Here is an 18,312-nt window from a genome sequence, read left to right as displayed (position 1 = left end):
CTCCCTCATGGACCGGGCCCGTGTTCCGCCAAGCTTCCCAACCGTTCCACCAGTTCCCTCGCCCGCGGCACCCACGGCCGAACTTCCTCCTCGTCGAAGCGGACCAGGTCGGCGTAATCGCCCTTCTGCCGGCTATCGAAAAGCTGGTCGTAAAACTTTCCGAGGTCCACGGGAAGCAGCCCTGGCCGCACGAACTCCCGATGGAGCAACGAGCGGATGCCGGAGTGCTTCGGGCTCGACAGCCCCTTCGCCAAGAGAGCCGCTGACGCAGCGTAAAAGGCCGCGTAGTACAGCCGGTTCACCGCGGAGTTTCCGTGGCCAGCCCCCAGAAGAAGCTCGGCTTCCTCTAGCGCCTCTCTCGCGCGTTCCAACCTGTACCTGATCAGCTCTGCGATTTCGGGGCTCACAGGATACGGCCCTCTCGCTCGACATTCTGCACAAAAGGCATGGCACGAAAGACGGGGCTTTCCCAGCGCTCCCTCGACTCCGCGAACACGGTGATGACTGCTCCCGTCTCGAGTTCGACCGGATAGATGGCCTCGCGGATCCGTTGCTCCCGGGCGAGGTCCACGGGCCCCTCCAACAAGACGAGCAGGTCGTAGTCGGAGTCCTCCCGTGCGTCCCCGCGAGCCCTTGAGCCATAAAGGATCACCCGGGCCGCCGGCTCCACCCGGCGGATCAGGGCCTTGCACCGGGAGAGCAGAACGTCGTCAACCGTTCTTTCCATCTGAGAGTCCCCGCTACCGGCTATCCATGACGAAACCGTCCCTTCCGGGAATGCCGCGACCATGGCCCCGCCTTGGTTCTTGGCCGTGCCGCCGTATTATACTGCCTAATCAGTATGACCGACACCACGGCCAGGGGGTTCCCCACGTGAGCGCCTCACCCGACATCGAGACGATCCGCCGCGCCGTCGTCGAGGTGGTGGGCGACGACCCCGACGTGGTGGCGGCCTATCTCTTCGGCTCCCGGGCCACCGGGCGGGAGAAGCCGGGAAGCGACGTGGACGTGGCGCTCCTCATGCGCGAGGGGTTCGACTACCTCGAGAACTACGACCACATCCTCCGGGTCATGGGGGAACTCGAGGACCGCCTCGGCACCCGCGTGGACGTGGTGTACCTGAACCGGGCCGACCCCGTGCTCCAGCGCGAGGTGCGGAGGAAGGGCCGGCTTCTTTGGGAGCGCGACCGTAACGCCCGCATCGCCTGGGTCGTACGCAGCCGAAAGCTCTGGCTCGACGGCGAGCACCGCCGCCGCATCTACCGCCAGGTGCGCGCCCGCAAGGCCAAGGAGGCCCTACCCGATGGTTGACCGCTTCGGGCTGGAAGGCTGGAAAGCTGGGAGGCTAGGGGGCCAACTGCGGCTCGTCGGCGCCGCGTGCCTCGTGGCCTTTGCCGTCTGCGTGCGGGCCGAAGAAACCCAGATCCGCTGGAGTGGGGGCGTGGCGCTCGATCGGCCGCTCACGGTGGAGGCCGGGCAGACCCTCGTGGTCGAACCCGGCACCGAGATCGCGGCCGGCCCGGAGGGCACCGTGCTCGTGCAGGGGAAGGCCTATCTCCTGGGGGCCGGGGAGGCGCCGGTGCGGATCCGGGGCACCCGGGAGGCCCCGACGGCCGTCTTCCAGATGAACGCGCCCGAGGCCGTTTTGCGGCTCCACCGGGTGGAGGCCGAGGGGTGCGGCACCGTGGTCGGGGCCACGGCCGGGACGGTCGTGGTCACGGACTCGGCGTTCCGCCGAAACGCCACGGCCCTGCGGCTCCAGATGCGCACCCGGGGCGTCCTCCGGGACGTCACGTTCGAGGAGAACGACCTCGGCCTCGCGGCGGACAACGGCGCGCTCGTCACGGTGGACGACGCCGTGTTCCGGAGGAACAAGGTCGGGGTGGGCGCCGGCAACTCGGTGCGGCTCACGGTGCGGGGCAGCCGGTTCGAGGCGAACGAAACCGGCTACGGCCAGATGAACGGGGCCGACACGGCGATCGAGGACTGCGCCTTCACGGGGCAGACCGGCGCGGCCGTGTTCCTTCGCCAGTCGCGCCGGAGCCCCCGGATCTCGTTTTGCCGGTTCGCCGAAAACGAGGTGGGTGTCGCCGCCTGGTCCACCAGCCACCCGCTGGTGGAGGCGAGCGAGTTTCGGAAGAACAAGAGGGCGTTCGACGCCAAGGAGTTCTGCGGACCGCTCCTTCGGTTCAACGCCTTCGAGGAAAACGGGGAGGCCGTGCGCCTCGACCACAAGAGCGGGGCCAAGGTGTTCGGGAACCGGTTCCGGGGGAACGGGGTCGCCCTGTTCCTCGACTTCTCGTCCTACCCCGAGGTCCGGGGGAACCGGTTCGAGAAAAACGAGTGGCACGTGAGGCTCGGCCGGTTCATGTCGGCCGACTGGGAGCGGCGACAGGGCTCGGCGGGGTACACCCTGCAAAACGCCCGGGGCCGAAACACCCGAAACCCCATGATGCAGGGTGCCGGGAGACTGCCGGAGGCCGCCGGCACCGTGGACGTCTCCCAAAACGCCTGGGACGCCGACACCCTGGCCGAGATGGCCGCCGGCCCCGAGGCCAACCTCACCCGCCTCTGGGACGGCCGCGACCAGCCCGAGGTCACCTACCCCGACTGGGGCACGGGCGACGAGACGTTCCGGCTCGACATGGTGCGGTACGACCCGCCCCTCGGGCGAGGCATCCCCGCGGGGCCGCCGGCGTGGGTTCCGCGCCAGGAGCGAGACATTCCATCAGATCCAGGCGGTAGGGGCCCGCCGCCGGAACAACCTATGAAAAATCGGTAGACTTGCCGGTTCCCTGCCTCAGGGGTATGTATACCCCAAGTTAAGTTCACCCCCCTGAGAGGTGGAGACGATGCGCCTCGACAGGTCGTTTCGCTCGGTTTGTCTTGTGAGCATGGTGCTCGCGGCGGCCCTGGGTCCAGGAGGCTGCGGAAACGGGACCGACACTGCTTCCATCTCTCGGGTTGACGGGACCGTCATGCTCGAGGGGGCCCCCGTGGCGGGGGCGAGAGTCGCTCTGTCGGCGGGGAACGAAACCATTACCGACCAAACGGGCGCTTTCGTGTTCAGCGAAGTCCCGCCGGGAAACCTCCTCCTGACCGCAAGTTACCTTGCCGACCTTTACGCGGCCGAGAAAACTGTCCAACTCGAGGACGGGGAAACGGAAACGGTCAGTATGGTACTCACCCGAGTTCCGGGTGTGGGCCACACCGTCGGGGCCGTGACAGGCGGGGATATCCGTTCGGCAAACCCAGGACTCACCGCCTTTGCCGTTCAGGACATCGTCGTGGGGCATGGCTACGCGATCCTGTGCGACACGGCGAACGGGTTCGAGGTGATCGATGTCACCGACCCCACCGCCCCCCGGTTCGTGGGCGGCGTGTTCGGGGATCGCATCTGCGAGGCGGGGGCCTTGGACTGGCCGCTCTGGTACTGCGGCTGGAACGATGCGGAGGGCGGCGGGGTGGCCGTCTATGCCCTGGAGGATCCGGCCCATCCGCGGAAACTCGGCGAGGCGGTCACGGATAATCAGGTGTACGGCTTGGACCTTTCCGGCCAGGTCGTCTACACCGTGGGGAGCCGTAGCTTCCAAACCTACCGCGTCGACGACCCAGCCGCTCCCGCCCTCCTTGCCAGCCTTCCCATAAAGGGCGAAGGTGTCGAGGTGCGCAACGGGTACGCGTTCGTCGCCACCCGCGGCGGCCCGGTGTTCACCGTGATCGACGTCGCCGACCCAGCCAACCCGCAGGTCGTGTGGCGATCGGACGAGGAAGACGAGGGCGTGGACTGCGTCCTCGACGGCACCTACGCATACGTCGCCGCGAACCGGGTGTACCACTACGACGTCCGGGATCCCCTCAGTCCCCGGCTCGTCGGGATTGTCGACTCGACCGAACTCCTGGGCCAGGGAGCCACGCTGAGGGTGGGCGTGCTCCAACTGGAGGGGCTGACCGCAGAGGCCGGGCGGGTGTACCTGGGGGCCGTGCGAGACGGCCTCATCGTGGTGGACTACGCCGACCCCCACCGGCCCCGGTTCGCCTGGCAGACCGACGACACGGTGCCGTTCGCCATGAACGTGTACGTGGAGGGTGACTACGCGTTCGTCGCCGCCCGTACCGACGGGATGCGGGTCGTCCGGCGGCGCTGAGTCCGTCGAGGCGTTTCACCGGAGGCTTTTTGCTCCCGGGCCGACCCTCACCGCATGGGTAAAGAGATGCCTGGCCGTCCGAAACGCCAGGACCGGGCGGTCGTCGGTGTTCACCTCGCCCGGCGGCACCGCTTCCCCCCGCTCGAACCACCCCACGTACGCGCCCCGCTCGCCCCCCGCCTCCGCAGGGAGGGCGTCCGGTTCCGCAGGGGGGGTTAGGAACACGGCGTCCCCCGGGCGTGGCGCCCACAGGGTCCACGACGGGAACACCGACGCGAAGGTGGCCTCGAACAGCGCCCAGTCTTCCGCCGAGGTGCCGTAGGCCTGAAACCACTGGACCAGGGTCCCGCCCGGCGTGAGGCGCTCCCGGCAGATGGCCAGGAACTCCCGGGTGAAAAGGGACCAGGAGGCCCCCACCCAGGGGTTCGACGGCTGGGAGATGATTACGTCGAACCGCTCCGGCGTCGTGGCGAGATAGTGCCGGGCGTCGTCCACCACGAGCGTGAACCGCGGGTCTTCCCGGACCCCCGCGTTCACCGCCCGAAACCACGGCGCCGCCGCAACCACCTCGGGCGAGATCTCCACACAGGTCACCCGCTCCACGGGAAACCGGAGCACCTCGGCCACGGTCTGGCCGCTTCCCCACCCGATCACCAGCACCCGCTTGGCAGCCGGCCTCACGAGCAGGGGCAACCGGGCCAGAAACACCTGGGTGGGTTGGTCCATCAGGGTGTTCGACGCAGGTTTTCCATCCACCACCAGGAACCGCTGCCCGCGGCTTTCGGCCACCACCACACTCGCCACGGGTCCCTCGATGACCTGGAGCACCGCGGGCAGGCCCGCCGGATCCAGCGGCCCGGGTTTTCCATCCACCCGTTCCAGCATGCGCGCGTACCGCGGGGCGGCCCAGTACACCCCCGCGTGCCAGACCATGGGGGGCGGCGCGGGGGCGGCCGAAAGGAGCGCTATCGCGGCCGCGGCCGTCAACGTGAATGCCCCGGCCCGGCGGGGACCGGATCGGCAGGCCCACCAGGCTCCGGCCACCACTGCGTACCCCGCGGCCAGGAGCTTGTAACTTCCGAACACGCCGCACCGCGGCACCAGCGAAGCGTTCGCCGCAAGGGGCCCCAGCACCGCCCCCGCGGTGTTCGCCGCGACCACCGTTCCGAAGGCTCCCGTGGACCTCCGCGCGCTTCGCCACAACAGTGGAAGCAAGGTGCCCGCCCAAAGCGTTCCGGGCAGCACGACGACCAGGACGCACACCACCTGGGCCGCCGTGAGGTCCCCCCACCACACCCCGCTTGGAGGCAGATGCAGGGCAAGCCGCAACGTGGCCTCCGGAAGGCGAGCCAACGCCCACGCCAGCGCTGAGAACCCCGCCGTGGCGGCCAGAGCGCACCACGGACCCCGTTCGGGCCGAAAGCGCGCCGCGACCCAGCCCCCCGCACCCAGCCCGAGGAGGAACGGCGCCAGGGACAGAACCGCACCGTACACGCCCACCCCCACCACCGGCGTCAGCAGCCGGGCGGTGAGCACCTCCAAGCCCAGGGTCAGGAACCCGAACGCAAACCCGAGCGCTGCCGCTCCCCAACCCAGTGGGGCTTCTGCCGCCGCCGTGTCCTCAGCGCCCCCCTCCCAGGGCAACGCTCCCCTCCGGACGCGGCCGAACCCGAGGGCCGCCGCTGCCGCCACCAGCGCCAACCCGGCCGCGCTCCCCCGAAGGCCCAACGCCTCGATGCCAAGGCAGCCCGTGGCAACAAGCCCCGCGGCTCCCCCCACCACCAGCCAGCCGTAAAGCGACGGCAGCCGCCCCGTCCGGGTACCGGTCCCCGCGGCCAGGGCCGGCAACACGGCGGCCGCCGGCACCGCGGCCAGAGCTGCGGCAAGAGCCCCACCGGCGCCTCCCCCCCAGCGCAGCGCACCCTGGGCCGCGGGGTGTGCCCAACTCGCGAGCGCCAGCGGAACGGCCGAAGCCGCGATCCCGGCGTGGGCGGCCACCAGCGCCGGTCCCGGCCCCCAGCGTCTTCGCTCGAGGGCCCAGCCCACCGCCCAGGTCCCGAGGGCCATGCCGCCCATGTATCCGGACACGACCGCGGCGAGAGCCGGCGGAGAGGCCCCGAGCACGAGTTCCAGAGCCCGGAACCAGAGCACCTCGATCCCGAGCGCCGCGAATCCGGAGGCGGCGCACAGCACGCGAACCGCCGTCATGACATCGCCCGACATCTCCGACTACGGGGAGGAGATCCCCAACCCTTCGGCCAGGGCCGCGACCCGGGCCGCCGCGTCCGGATGGAACACCGGTGACCACGCGAGCCGCCGCACCTCCTCCACCGCCCCGGCCGCCCGCTCGTGGCCCAGGCGTACCAAGACCTCCGCCCGGGCGAGCCGGGCCAGGTCGTCCCATGGGCGGTACCGCAGGGCGAGATCCAGCATCCGAAGCGCCCCGACCAGGTCCCCCGCCTCCAGCGCCCCGCCCGCCTGCACAGCATATTCGAGGCCATAGGCGGCATCGAGCGTTGCCGCCCGTTCCAGCGACCGCAGCGCCTCCTCGGTTCGCCCCGCCGCGGCCTCGGCCCGGAACCGGGCGTACCAGGCGTCGGGGTCACCCGGATCGGTTCCCGTCAACTCCCGGCACACGGTGAGCGCCCCCTCAACCTCGAGCATCGAGGAGAGAAACAGCGCCCGCGCCCTCTCCCGCCAAGAGGTAGGGAGCGGTTGCTCCAACACGCTTGGGGCTTGCATCACGTCCAGGAGCCTCCGGCCCGCGAACCGGAAGTCCAAGGGCACACCGAGTGGGCCGTTGGAGAAAGAGAAGGTGACGCCGTCGGCCCCTTTGGCCAAAGACACGATCTGCCGCGCCACGTCCTGGAGCAACCCGAACACGGGCGTTCGGACCTCGTCGAGGTACAAGGCGCTGAGATAGCTGAGATCGACGTGCATCCCGTAAGGCCGCCCCCCCAACGCGTCGCCAACCTCCTCCAGCCGAAACCCGATGACCGTGGGCACCCCTTCCACATGGCCGCGGCCCCAGCCCTGGACCACCTGAAACGTCGCTCTCTCCCCCTCCGAAATGAGTCCGCGGTCGCGCATCTGATCGAGGACGATTTCCACACGGGCATCCGCCAATAGGCGCGCCGGCACGGGCACCACCCACACGAGGGCACCGATCCGGCCCGTCGCCAGCGCCAACCGGACGGCGTTTTCGGGTAGGAAGGGGGGATCGGCCGACTCCCATCGTGCACCACGCCCGACGTCGGACACGCTCGGACCAAGGGCGCCGAGCGCCTTCGCCCGGACAGGCGGGGGGAGCGGCACCAAGTACGGATCCCGGCTGAGGAGCACGAGCGCCCGGCCCGGCTCGCCCGTCCACCGGGCGACGGCCTCCGACGCCTCCTCGAACACCGCGGGTGCCGCGGCGGCGTTCGCTCCGATCATGAACGCAAGAACGGCGAGCGCCGCCTGCGACGCCCGCCGGAATCCGCGCCACATCGCCTGACCGGTCACCTACCCGCTCCCCAGGCGACCGCCTGGAGAAAACACCCGCCCCCTCCCCCGCCGCCTCCCCCGCCAGTCGGCGCCGACACCGCCACCCGGAACACCTCGACCGGGCTCCAGCGGTCCTCAGTGGTTCCGTCCCCCAGCTGCCCGCGGGTATTCCGACCCCAAGCAAACACCCGCCCGTCCGACTTCAGGGCGATCACGTGCCCTCCGGGTTCCAGTGGGTCCCCCCCAGGAACCTCGACCGGCATATCCTCCTGCCCGGCGTCCACGGCCGCCCAGTCCGTGTCCGACCCTACCTGCGTGGGGACAAGGCGATTCTCGGTGTTGCCCAACCCGAGTTGGCCGAATCGGTTCTCGCCCCATGCCCACAGGGTCCCGTCTGTGCGGATCGCCACGCTGAAATCCCCCGCAGCGGCCACGGCAACCCACCCCGTTACCGTCCCCACGCGCACGGGTTCCCCGCGGTCCGCGGTATCTCCCACGCCCAACTGACCCTTGTGGTTCCTGCCCCAGGCCCAGAGAGCACCGTCCTCGTCGATGGCCAGGGTGTGGTCGGCGCCTCCCGTTGCAGCAGCCCACTTCCTTCCATCCGGGTGAGGGATCTCCCTCGGGTCACCCCGGTCGGGCTCCGTGGCCCCGCCGATGCCGTCACCCAGTTGCCCGTACTCCTTGCGCCCCCAGCCCCACAGCCGGCCGGCGGTGTCCACGGCGAGCGAGTGGTCCCGACCGGCCCCGAGCCAGACCCAGCCCTCTTCCGGTACTCCAACCATCTTTTCGGGCGTCTCGATCACCTGATTGGCGTCGGGAGAACTGCCCGCTTGCCCGTTCTTGTTCCACCCCCACGACCACAGAGAATTCGTGGCCACGGCTATCCCGTGATCCAGGCCGGCCGTCACCCCGTTCCAGTCGCCGCCTGCCGAGATGCGGGCCGGCGACCACACGTCCTGCCTCGGTTCCCCATCTCCCAACTGCCCATCGAAGTCGTAACCCCAGGTCCACAGCGACCCGTCGTCGGCACAAACCCCGGCCGTGAAACGCCCGTACGCAGCCACCGCGGCCCACCTGTCGCACCCGGTAGCGGTCACTTCCACCGGCTCGTGTCGGTCCGCGGTGTCTCTCACACCCAACTGCCCGTGCGCATTCCAACCCCACGCCCACAGGCGTCCCTCAACGTCCAAGACCATCGAATGCCCCGCGCCGGCCGCCACGAGCGGTCTCTGCGGGGGCACCGGCCCCGACCATGCGCCCACCGCCCCCGCCAAGACTCCCGCGACGGCCAGAACGCGGCCCCATTCGACACTCGACATGCGCTTCATCCTCGTCCCCTCTCCTCCCCCATCCCCTTTCTCGCCTCTACGCGCAGAGTACCGCGAACCAAAAAAACGGCAACTCCCCGGCCACCGACAACAAAGGGGCCGGTCCGTCCGGCCCCTTTGTCGCTGCCCACCCCACTCCACGTTAGCAGGGGTGCACGCTCGAGGTTCCCACCACCTTGGGCTTCACGTAGGTCGTCTTCTTCATGGCTCGCTCCTTTGGGTTGGGGGGCTAAAGGCCGTAAATCTAAATCGTGAATCGTTGGTCGCGGGTCGTTGCTCGTTCGCGCATCTCGCCTCGACTTCCTCTGGCGCACGGCGAGCGAAGCCGGTCGCCGCCTATCCCGTCAACCGGCGCTCCCGACCTTTTCCCTATCTCCCTGCCACAACCGCAGATCGATCGACTCAAGGTCCACGACCCCGCGTGCCGGGTCGATGCCGATCCCAACCGGCACTCCTCTCGCATCGACATCGATCACAACCCCCTCCACCACCTCCACGGAATCCGCAGCAGGGGTTGCCGACAGTTCGATGTACAGGGAGTCGGTTTCCGGGTAGTAAGCCACTTTCATGGTCAAAACCTCGGCTTAAATCTTCGATCGGGAAACGCGTTGTGGACGGTGCAGCCATCCTCCAGGGTAACAACGCGAAGGTATTTTCCTAGTTCTTCGACATAGATCCACCTTCGGATCCGGCCGTTAGGCTCCACCTCCTCAGCCACCGGCTTGCTCAGAGCCGCCTCAATCCACTCGGACCGAAGATAGGCCCTCTTTCGGAGTACCTGCTCCCGGAAGTACCTCGTGGTCTTCACACGCCCGCCCCATACACTCGCCGAACACTGCACTCCCCAGGAACACACCTGCTTCTTCCAGACTCCCCGTTTCCATCTAAACTCGGCCAGATGACGAAACGGTCGGGCACCGAGGCGACGGAGAACCCCCGTGGTGCGTGGATCGGACCGTATTCCAGCCTGTGCACACCGCCGTCCCGCCGCGACCTCTCGTCCCGCCGGACTCCAACCCGGATCGCGCCTTGGAAGGCGCTCCCACACCAAGCCCCTGGCCGGCCGCCATGCCCCATTGTTGCCAGGCCCCGCAGGGCTCCGCGCGCGCTAGCGTGCCAGCCTCCTACCGTCCCAACGTCCCCGCGTACTCGTCCGCCCAGGCGTCCGGGTCGATCTCAATGTACCCGAGGGTGTCGCCCAGTTCCACCCGGTCGCGGCGGTGCTTGACCCGGCGCACGAAGGTGCCGGCGGCCGGCGCCCCGAGGGTCCAGGTGGTGCGGCGGCCCTCCAGCACCACCAGGGGCTGGCCTTTCACCACCTCGTCCCCGGGCTCCACCAGCCACTCGGCCACCTTCACCCGGTCGCGCTCCTGGCGCTCGGCGAGCCGCGGCACGAACACCGTGCCGTAGATCCGCCGGAGTTCCTCCTCCGTCGGCGCCCGGCTCGTGTGCCGCGCCTCCACGATCACCGTGCCCGGCCGGGACCCGGCCCGGAAGGTGGTCTGCCCCTCGCCGTTGCGGTCGGTCTGGATCGCCTCCGGATTCACCGTCCCCGAGCCCTCCAGCACGGCGAAGGTCACCGGCACGTCGACGTTCGGGTTGTCGTGGATGTCGGTCACCCGCACCGAGAGCGCCGTCTCCCCGCCCGTGGGAAGCCGGTCGGCACCGGCCACGAGCTCGATCTTGGCCGGCGCGTCGGCCCGGAGCTCGATCTGGAGGGCCTGGGTGACGCCCCACTCCTCGCTCGCGGCCGTGATCGTGACGAACCCCGCCACGGTGCCGGCCCGGTACTCGGCCTCGGCGATGCCCCGCTCGTCGGTGCGCCCGCCCCGGAGCACCCGAAGCCGCCCGTTCTCGTTCCCCAGGGCGAAGCTCACCCGAGCCCCCTCGATGGGGTTCCCCTGGAGGTCCAGGAGCTTCGCTTTCACCCGGCTCGTGGACCGGCCGTCCGCCGTGAGCCACGCGGGCTCCGCGGTCATCGTGAGCACCGCCCGGTCCTCCATCCCCTTCTGGGCCCGGGGATAGAGCTCGATCGCCACGGTGGAGGCCACGTAGGTGTTAAGCCACCCGGCGCCCACGTCGCCCGTGGTGAGGTCCTTCGCCACGACCAGGGCCGTCTTGGCCGCAAACCCCGCCGTGTAGGTCGCCGTGACCTCCCCGAAGGCGTCGGTCACCCCGCCCCATTTGACCTCCACGTCGTCCACGTCGTCCATCCGGGCCTCTTTGTCCTCCAGCCGGCCCCCGCCCACCACGCCCGTGTACTCCTCGGTGGTGGAAAGGGTGAGCGCGAGTTCGTGGCCCGAGACCGGGTCGCCGTTCGCGTTCTCGGCCTTCACCGTAAGCCGGGTCGTCGCCTTCTGGTCCGCCGGGAGGAGCGCGTCCCGGGCCGTGACAAAGAGCCGCACCCGGGTGTCGAACGATACCGGCCGCCCAACGGGCTGGGTGGTCACGTTCCCCGCGTCGTCCGCCAGATGCACGATCACCGGCACCTCGGCCCCCTCGTCGTCCCACCCCACGGTGTAGGTGCCCCGGTAGGTGCCGGGCTCCACCTCGGCCATGGCAATCCCCTCGGCCACGCCCGGAAGGTCGAAGGTGGCGTAGCCCCCGGGCTCGCCCGTGAGGGTCACGGTCAAGACGTCCCCAGCCACGAGCTTGCCGCTAAACCCCACGGCCGAGAAGAAGTCATGCTCGGCCGAGGCGATGACCGGAGGGGTGGTGTCGTTCAGGGCATCCAGGCCCACCACGGCGAGCTCCGGCCCGGCCCGGTCGGCCGAACCGTAGGCGTCGGCCACGTGGACCACGACCCGGTGGAGCGCCTTCGTGGGACCCACGTCGGCGTCGGCCACGGTGTAGGTCCCGGTGTACCGGCCCGTGCGACCCTCTTCGGTGAGTGGGAGGGCCTGGACGAGGGTGCCGATGTCCGCGGTCACCGCGGCCCCGCTCTGGGCCACCACGGTCACGGTCACGGTCTCCCCGGGCTTCGCGGGCTTCCCGAAGGGCTCCACGGTCACCGCCGTGATCGCCGGGCCCTCGCCGGGGGCGGCCTCGGCCGCCACGACCTCGCTCGGGGCGCTCCGGTTCCCCGCCCGGTCCACGGCCACCACGGCGTAGCGGTAGGCAAGGCCCGGCACCACGGCCGTGTCGGTGAACGAGAGTTCCCGGGTCGTCTCATACGGGGCGCCCGCAAGATCCGGGTCCCCCCCCTCGCCCCGGAAGATCTCGTAATGGTCCACGTCGGCCGAGGGGCTCGCCTGCCAGGTCACCTCGATCTCCCCCGGCCAGGGCGACGAGGCCAGGATCCGGCCGGCGGGCACCGGCTCGGGCGCTGTGGTGTCGATGGTGATCGAGGGGCCAGAGAGGCTCGCTTTCTCCCCCGTGGATGGGTCGGTGAGCGCCCCCGTGAGGCCGAAGGTGCCGTTCACCCCTTCGGGTACGGCCACCTTCCCCACGTACACCCCGTCGTCCACCTCCGTCATGGCCACGTTCGCGGTCACCCCGGCGATCGTGAACGAGGCCTCGGCGTCCGGGCTCCCGGTCAGGGTCACCGCGATCTCCTGGCCCGCTCCCACGAGCGTGCGCTCCGCGGCCACGCCGGCCACGGCGAGGCCCGGTCCGGCCCCGGTCAGGGTGAACTCCCTGAGGAGAAAGCGGGTCATAGGCGACCAGGTCCAGGGGGTTCCGTCCCCGTCCGTGCCCACCTCGGCGCCCAGCACGATCCGGGCCGCCCGCTCGGCCACCCGCACGAACGCCACCCGGGCCCGGTCGGGCTCGGAAATCGGGTCGCCGCCATACCGGTATCCCTTGAGCACCCGGCCGTTCACCAGCACGCGGTTTCGCGTTGGATCCCCGTCCCAGGTGAGCGTCACCCGCAGCTCCTCGCCCGGTCGCGGCAGGGGGCACGGAAACAGCTCCCCCCACACCCGCTCCTCGCCCACGAAGTAGAGGGTGGGCCGCCCGTCCGCCGTACGGTTCCAGGCCACGGAGAGCGCCACGAGGCTCCGGCCCTGGGCGTCCAGGAACTGGACGAGCCCGTCCCAGGCGGAGCCCTCCGGCCGGGGGCCCGTGTACTCGAGCACCAGAGTGAGGCTCCCCGAGGCCGGGTCGAGGAGCGCCGACTGGCCCGCCAGGTCCACGACCACGGCCTCCTCCGCTCCGGCCGTGTCGTCGGCCAGCGCCGAGCGCCACCCCGGCCCGGTCCGGCCGGTCTCCACCTTGCCGCCCTCGAGCCGCACGGCCCCGGAAGGCCCCTCGGCGGGGGCGGCCCGGAGCCGCACCCCGGCCCCGGCGGGACCGGCCAGAAGGCCGGCTAGGCCCAGGGCCGCCAGAAGAACCGTCCACGTCGCACCACGCGTCCTCATGGCCTCACCTCTCCGCTTCTTCGGCCGGCTCACCACGGCGTCACCTTGTTCCAGCCGGGCTCGTCGCCGGAGTCCATCACGTTGTTCCCGTCGGCGTCCACGAACCGGTGGCAGTTCTGGGCGCTCCGGGCGTAGGCGAACTCCTTGTTCTTGCCGGCCGCCTGCACGCTCGCGCTGAAGATGTTGGTCGTCGACCAGTTGATGGTCGACCGGGCATACCCGCTCGTCCAATCCGGGTCCCCGGTGAAGTTGTCGTCCCAGGTGTTGTGCACAACGTCCAGGCAGTTCGTGATCATGAGCTTCGGGAGCCGCGAGGCGTGCGGGTTGTGGCACTTGGAGCACGGGAAGTTGTGATACTTAGTTTGGGCGGTCGAGGTGCTCTGGTCCACGCCCCAGACGCTTGTGAAACCGCTTCCCCGGCCTGCCTCGTAGGCGTAGCGGACCTTGTTGTCGGTGTAGGAGTGGGCATAGGGGTACACGCCCCGGTTGTTGTCGGTGGTCATGTCGCTAGACGAAGTGCTCTGACTGTTCCCCTGGTAGTTTCGCAGCCCGTACATCCGGTCGCGCTCGGCCCCGCCCGACCCGTTCATCTGGTACCCCATCTTGGGCTGGGTGTAGGTCGTGCCCTCGCCCCGGATGGATGGGCTGTAGATGTTGGACTTCAAGGCTCCGCTGCCCCCGATCACCGCATTCGAGTGGCCGTTGGTGCCGACCCAGAGCCCCTCGCCCGTCTTCCAGTCCATGTTGTCCACGTCGGTGCCGTGGCACAGGGTGCAAAGCCCCGCCGACTGCGAAAGGGTCCAGTTGGGCGGGTAGGTGCCGTTTCCGGTGTTCGTCATGTTCTGGTCGATCATCCACCCGCCCAGGAGGTCGGCATTGTCCATGCCGGCCGCGCTCGAGTGCCAGCCCCGGGGCACGGCCCCGAAGTTCTCGAAGAACGAGTAGTAGTTGTAGGCGCCGGTGGGCGCGCCGTCTTCGAAGTAGGGGTTCCCCATCCACGAGCCCCTGAGGTGCGGGGGGCCCGACTGGGCGTCGCCGCTCGCCCGGTTCAGGTCGTGGACGTCGTGGCAGTAGGAGCAGCGGATGTTCCCCACGGCGTCCTTCGTCTCGGTGTAGCCGTAGGGCCCGCCCGTCAGGTCGGCCGTACCCGAGGTAAAATTCACCGAGTGCGTCGACTGGATCGCCCCCGTCTTGTAGCTGAAAAGCCCCTGGGCGCTCGTCCAGGTGGCCGTGGTCCAGTTGGGGGTGTCGAGGGACCCGAAATCATAGTTCGGATAACTGCCGTTCGTGTCGGTGTTCACCCCCCACTCGCTCACGCCCACGTTGGCATGGCAGTTCCAGCAGATCTCCGCCTCGGTCGTGCCGCTCGTGGCGCTCCCGCCCAGGTGGATGCCGCCGTGGGAGTATGTGAGCCCGAGCTGGGTCTGCATATTCATCGTGGTGCCCGACCCGTCGGTGCGGTTGTTCCAGCTCGTCGGCGGGAGCGGGATGTCCACCCCGCCGGCCGCGCCCACGTGGCCCGTGTGGCAGGCCGAGCAGTCGCCCGCGGCCCAGGTGGCGCCGGCGCCGTCCGCGTCGGTGTGGGGGCTCGCGGCGTTGACCTGGGGGGCGCCGCTCGCCCCGCCGTCGTCGTGGCACGACGAGCAGTTCACGCTCGGCACGTCCCCCGAAACCCCCTGCAGGGTCCAGGCGGTCGTCACGAACGAGTGGCTCCCGGCAGAGGCGCCATCGTAGGCCGCGTGGCAGGCGCTGCACCCCGACAGGCCCGTGCCGTTGCGACCAAACGAGGTCCCGTTCACGTTCATCGTGATCTGGGCGTCGCCGTGATTGGAGGTTTCCCCGGCCGACTGGTTCCAGTCGGCCGTGACACTCGTGAACGTGTACCCGGCGGACTCCAGGGCGTGGCAGTCCTTGCACTCGTAGTTCGTACCCGTGGCGTGGGCCCGGGGCCCGCCGTCGGTGCGGTGGGTCACCCCGGCGTTCCAGCCGTTGGTCCAGTCGCCGTGACACCCTGCGCACTCGGTCCCGTTCGTGGCCGCGGCGTTTTCGTGCCACTTCCTCGACCAACTCTCTCCCACGGTCTGCTCCAGGTGGCAGCCCGTAAGGCTCGGGGCGCAGGTGGGGGGCGTCCCGTCGGTAAAGCCCACGTTGGCCGCGAACTGGATGGTGGGCGCGCTCAGGTCGGCCGTGCCGTTCAGGTGGGCCGTGGAGGGGCTCGCCGTGTGGCAGGTGGTGCAGTCGGCCGTGTTGGCCCCGCCGTTGTACGGGAAGCTGTCGCCGTGCTGCACGCCGGAGACCGTGGGCACCACGTCGTGGAGGCCCGTGGTGGGGTTCGCGAACCCGCCCGTGTGGCCGCCGGGGGTGTGGCACATGGTGCAGGTGGACGCGCCCGCGTCGTACCACCCGAAGGTGCCGTCGGTCGTGAGCTTGTTGTTGTGGCAGTCCACGTTGGCGCAGGTGTCGGCCGCGTTGTCGTACGCCCCGTTGTCGGCCGCCTTGCTCCAGATGGTGAACATGCTGTTCACCTCGGCCGGCAGGCTCGTGGAGTGGTCGGCGTCGGCGCCCGGGGTGTTGTGGCAGTAGGAGCACAGCTCCTTTTGCTTCTGGTCGGAGCTCAGGCCCGGGTTTTGGGCCGTGTTGTCCGTGAGGAGCTCGGCCAGGGTCTCCCCGTACACGTGGAAAGCCAACTGCTCCAGGTGCTTGGGGTGGCGGCCGGCGGTGTTCTCGGCCCGGGCGTTGGAGCTGTCGGGCCAGTAGTTGTCGGCGCTCGCGCCCGTGGTGCCGCCGCCGTGGCAGCCCGAGCACCCGCTCGGTTTGAACGCGCTGTCGTGCTTGTGGCACCCGGAGCAGTCCCCCGGGTTCCCGGTGCCGCCCGGGTGGATCCCGGTGGACGCGCTCGTGCCGTCCACGAAGGCGTAGGGGGTGTCCACGCCCGGGGTGCCCTCGTGGCACTCCTGGCAGATGCTCGAAAACGGCGCGTCGCTGTCGGCGTAGCTCGTGCCGGCCGGGCTCTGGCCCGTCGTGTCGTCGGTGAACACGAGGGCGGTCTGCTCCGTGGGCTCGGCCGGCGGGGGCCCCCCGGGCAGGGCGAACTGGGCCTTGTCGTAGAGTTCCCGCTGGATCATCGAGAGGTTCGCGTCGTCGCCGTGGGGGTCGTGGCAGTTCACGCACTCGGGCTCGAAGCTCCAGGTGTACTTGGGCGCGTACCCCTTGGCCGTCATGGCGGCCGAGGAGTGGGTGGTGAAGGTGGAGATGTCGAGGCTCGTCCGGGGCCCGATGGTGCCGGGCACGTGGCAGCCCGCCCCCGTGTAGGAACACGAGAACTGCACGCCCCCCGTTCCGGCGTCCTGGTCCTTGAGCCGGAAGGGGTTCGACCCGGTCAGGCCGGCCGAGGTGTCGTGGTCCACCCCGGTGTCGTGGCAGTCGGTGCAGGCCTTGCCCTTGGCGCCGTGGCCCGCCGTGGCGTACTCGCCCGAGGTGGGCACGTCGTTCACCTTGGACTGCACGCCGTCCCCGAACGAGAAGTTGTTCACGTCGGCCACGCCGGTCTTGGAGCCGTTCACCCGGCTGTGGCACACGTCGCAGGCGATGGGCCCGGCGTCGGTCCAGGCCGCGGAGCCGCCGCCGTGGCAGTTGGCGGCCGAGCAGGACCCGGCCGAGTAGGTGAACGCGTCCAGGGTTCCGCCCTGGTTGTCGTCGTCCACGTCGTAGACGCGGTTCACGTGGTTCGCCCGGTTCGCGATCGTTCCGCCCGTCGCGGTGGCGTCCTGGGTGGTGGGCCAGTGGCACACCGAGCACCCATACCCGTTGGCCGCGACGTGCTTCGGGTGCTTGTTGGCCTTGGGCGTGCCGTCGGCGTAGGCCGGGGTGGCGTCGCCCGCCCCGTTTCCGTGGCAGCTCCAGCAGGAACCCGCCTGGTCCCACTGGAGCGCCTGCGCCGGGCCCTCGGTGTAGGGGGCCGCCGTGTCGTTGCCCGGGCTGTGGCAGTAGGTCCCGGAGCAGGTGTCGTTGGGGTCGCTCAGGGCGTCGCCCACCGTGACCGTGCCGCCGTAGGCGGAGTTCGCGTCGAGGCGGGAGTCGCCGGCGTTGAAGGCCACGTCGGCCTGGCCGTTGGCGTGGGAGGGGTAGATCACGCTCGTGCCATTGAGGGTGGTCGTCACGTGGCAGGTGGCGCAGGCGAACCCGTAGCCCGCGGCGCTCCCGGCGTGGGTCGGGTGGGCGAAGGTCCCCGGGGGCGTGGCCGCGGTCGCCCTGTGGCATGTGCCGCAGGCGGCCGTGGCCGGGTTGTTCCACTCGGGGGTGGTGTCGGTGCCCTGGTCGGCCGCCGGGAACCGGGTCGCGTCGCCCCCGTGGCAGTACAGCGTGTTACAGGTGCCGTAGGTCGCCGTGTCGTTGGGACGGCTCCCCTTGGCCAGGCTGTACGCTCCGTTGGGGTTCAGGCCGGCGTCGAACACCACGTCCACGTTGTTCCGGATGGTGCCCGGGCTCGTGGTCATGAGGTTGTTGAACTCGGTGGTCGACGCCACCCCGGTTTCGTTGTGGAGCCCCGCGTTCTGGTGGCACTTGCCGCAGTCGTACCCGGCCGTGGCCACGTGCTTCGCGTGGGCGTTGGTGGCCGGCGGGAACCCGTGGCACCCGTCGCACTGGAGCGGCATGAACCCGTCGGGCGAACTGGCGTTGGAGTCGTAGTCGTGGGCGTGGCAGGCGGAACAGTCGTTCCCCTGCTCGTTGGAGGTGTAGCCGTCGAGTTCGATGTGGTTCCCGTCGGTGTTGATCAGGGCCGTGGAACTGCCCGGCCGGTTCGCGTCGATGTGGCAGGCCACGCACATGTTGTTGGACTGGGTGGCGCCGTCGTCGAAGGAGTTGGGGCCGCTTTTCGCCTCAAACACCACCGGGATCACCGTGGTCCGGTCGGCGCCGGTGGTGGGCACGGCGTGGTTCTTCACCTCCAGGGACGGCCGGACCATGTAGATGTTCGCGGTGTTGTTG

Annotated in this window: 12 protein-coding genes; 3 read left to right on the top strand and 9 right to left on the bottom strand. The window is 69.9% G+C overall.

Annotated elements, in window-relative coordinates; genetic code table 11:
- Window positions 1-5: 5 nt before the first annotated feature.
- Both ACY0I8_RS06205 and ACY0I8_RS06200 read right to left on the bottom strand, forming a co-directional pair.
- Window positions 6-407, bottom strand: coding sequence for a HEPN domain-containing protein (locus ACY0I8_RS06205; RefSeq protein ID WP_461394063.1), 402 nt, complete (start codon window positions 405-407; stop codon window positions 6-8).
- Entirely contained in the window at window positions 404-727 is a 324-nt protein-coding gene (locus ACY0I8_RS06200) for a nucleotidyltransferase domain-containing protein (protein WP_461394062.1), read from the bottom strand. The genes ACY0I8_RS06205 and ACY0I8_RS06200 overlap by 4 nt, the downstream gene beginning before the upstream one ends.
- A 146-nt stretch (window positions 728-873) precedes the next feature.
- On the opposite strand from ACY0I8_RS06200, the gene mntA reads away from it, so the two are divergent.
- The 3 genes from mntA to ACY0I8_RS06185 all read left to right on the top strand — a co-directional run bounded on the left by mntA (window position 874) and on the right by ACY0I8_RS06185 (window position 4,148).
- Entirely contained in the window at window positions 874-1,311 is a 438-nt protein-coding gene (gene mntA, locus ACY0I8_RS06195) for a type VII toxin-antitoxin system MntA family adenylyltransferase antitoxin (protein WP_461394061.1), read from the top strand.
- Entirely contained in the window at window positions 1,304-2,782 is a 1,479-nt protein-coding gene (locus ACY0I8_RS06190; RefSeq protein WP_461394060.1) for a right-handed parallel beta-helix repeat-containing protein, read from the top strand. Before mntA ends, ACY0I8_RS06190 begins: the two co-directional genes overlap by 8 nt.
- A 70-nt stretch (window positions 2,783-2,852) precedes the next feature.
- On the top strand, window positions 2,853-4,148 hold the full coding sequence (locus tag ACY0I8_RS06185; RefSeq protein ID WP_461394059.1) for a carboxypeptidase regulatory-like domain-containing protein: 1,296 nt from the start codon (window positions 2,853-2,855) through the stop codon (window positions 4,146-4,148).
- 15 nt (window positions 4,149-4,163) lie between these two features.
- Here ACY0I8_RS06185 and ACY0I8_RS06180 read toward each other — a convergent pair whose 3' ends face one another.
- From ACY0I8_RS06180 to ACY0I8_RS06150, 7 genes are all read right to left on the bottom strand, one after another.
- A complete protein-coding gene (locus tag ACY0I8_RS06180) occupies window positions 4,164-6,356 on the bottom strand; it encodes a spermidine synthase (protein ID WP_461394058.1) in 2,193 nt (730 codons plus the stop codon).
- A 21-nt stretch (window positions 6,357-6,377) separates the two neighbouring features.
- A complete protein-coding gene (locus ACY0I8_RS06175) occupies window positions 6,378-7,652 on the bottom strand; it encodes a tetratricopeptide repeat protein (protein ID WP_461394057.1) in 1,275 nt (424 codons plus the stop codon).
- Entirely contained in the window at window positions 7,649-8,965 is a 1,317-nt protein-coding gene (locus tag ACY0I8_RS06170) for an RCC1 domain-containing protein (protein ID WP_461394056.1), read from the bottom strand. The genes ACY0I8_RS06175 and ACY0I8_RS06170 overlap by 4 nt, the downstream gene beginning before the upstream one ends.
- Window positions 8,966-9,309: 344 nt before the next feature.
- Window positions 9,310-9,534 carry a DUF2283 domain-containing protein gene (locus ACY0I8_RS06165; RefSeq protein ID WP_461394055.1) on the bottom strand — a complete coding sequence of 75 codons (225 nt, stop codon included), beginning with the start codon at window positions 9,532-9,534 and terminating at the stop codon, window positions 9,310-9,312.
- Window positions 9,535-9,536: 2 nt separating this feature from the next.
- On the bottom strand, window positions 9,537-9,773 hold the full coding sequence (locus tag ACY0I8_RS06160; protein WP_461394054.1) for a hypothetical protein: 237 nt from the start codon (window positions 9,771-9,773) through the stop codon (window positions 9,537-9,539).
- A 316-nt stretch (window positions 9,774-10,089) separates the two neighbouring features.
- Window positions 10,090-13,323, bottom strand: coding sequence for an Ig-like domain-containing protein (locus tag ACY0I8_RS06155; RefSeq protein ID WP_461394053.1), 3,234 nt, complete (start codon window positions 13,321-13,323; stop codon window positions 10,090-10,092).
- Window positions 13,324-13,352: 29 nt separating this feature from the next.
- Window positions 13,353-18,312: CxxxxCH/CxxCH domain c-type cytochrome (locus tag ACY0I8_RS06150; protein WP_461394052.1), on the bottom strand; the 4,960-nt coding region annotated here is incomplete at its 5' end.

Source organism: Deferrisoma sp. (assembly GCF_054681715.1).
The sequence above is the reverse complement of the archived record's forward strand: the minus strand, read 5'-3'. Positions and strand labels throughout refer to the sequence as shown.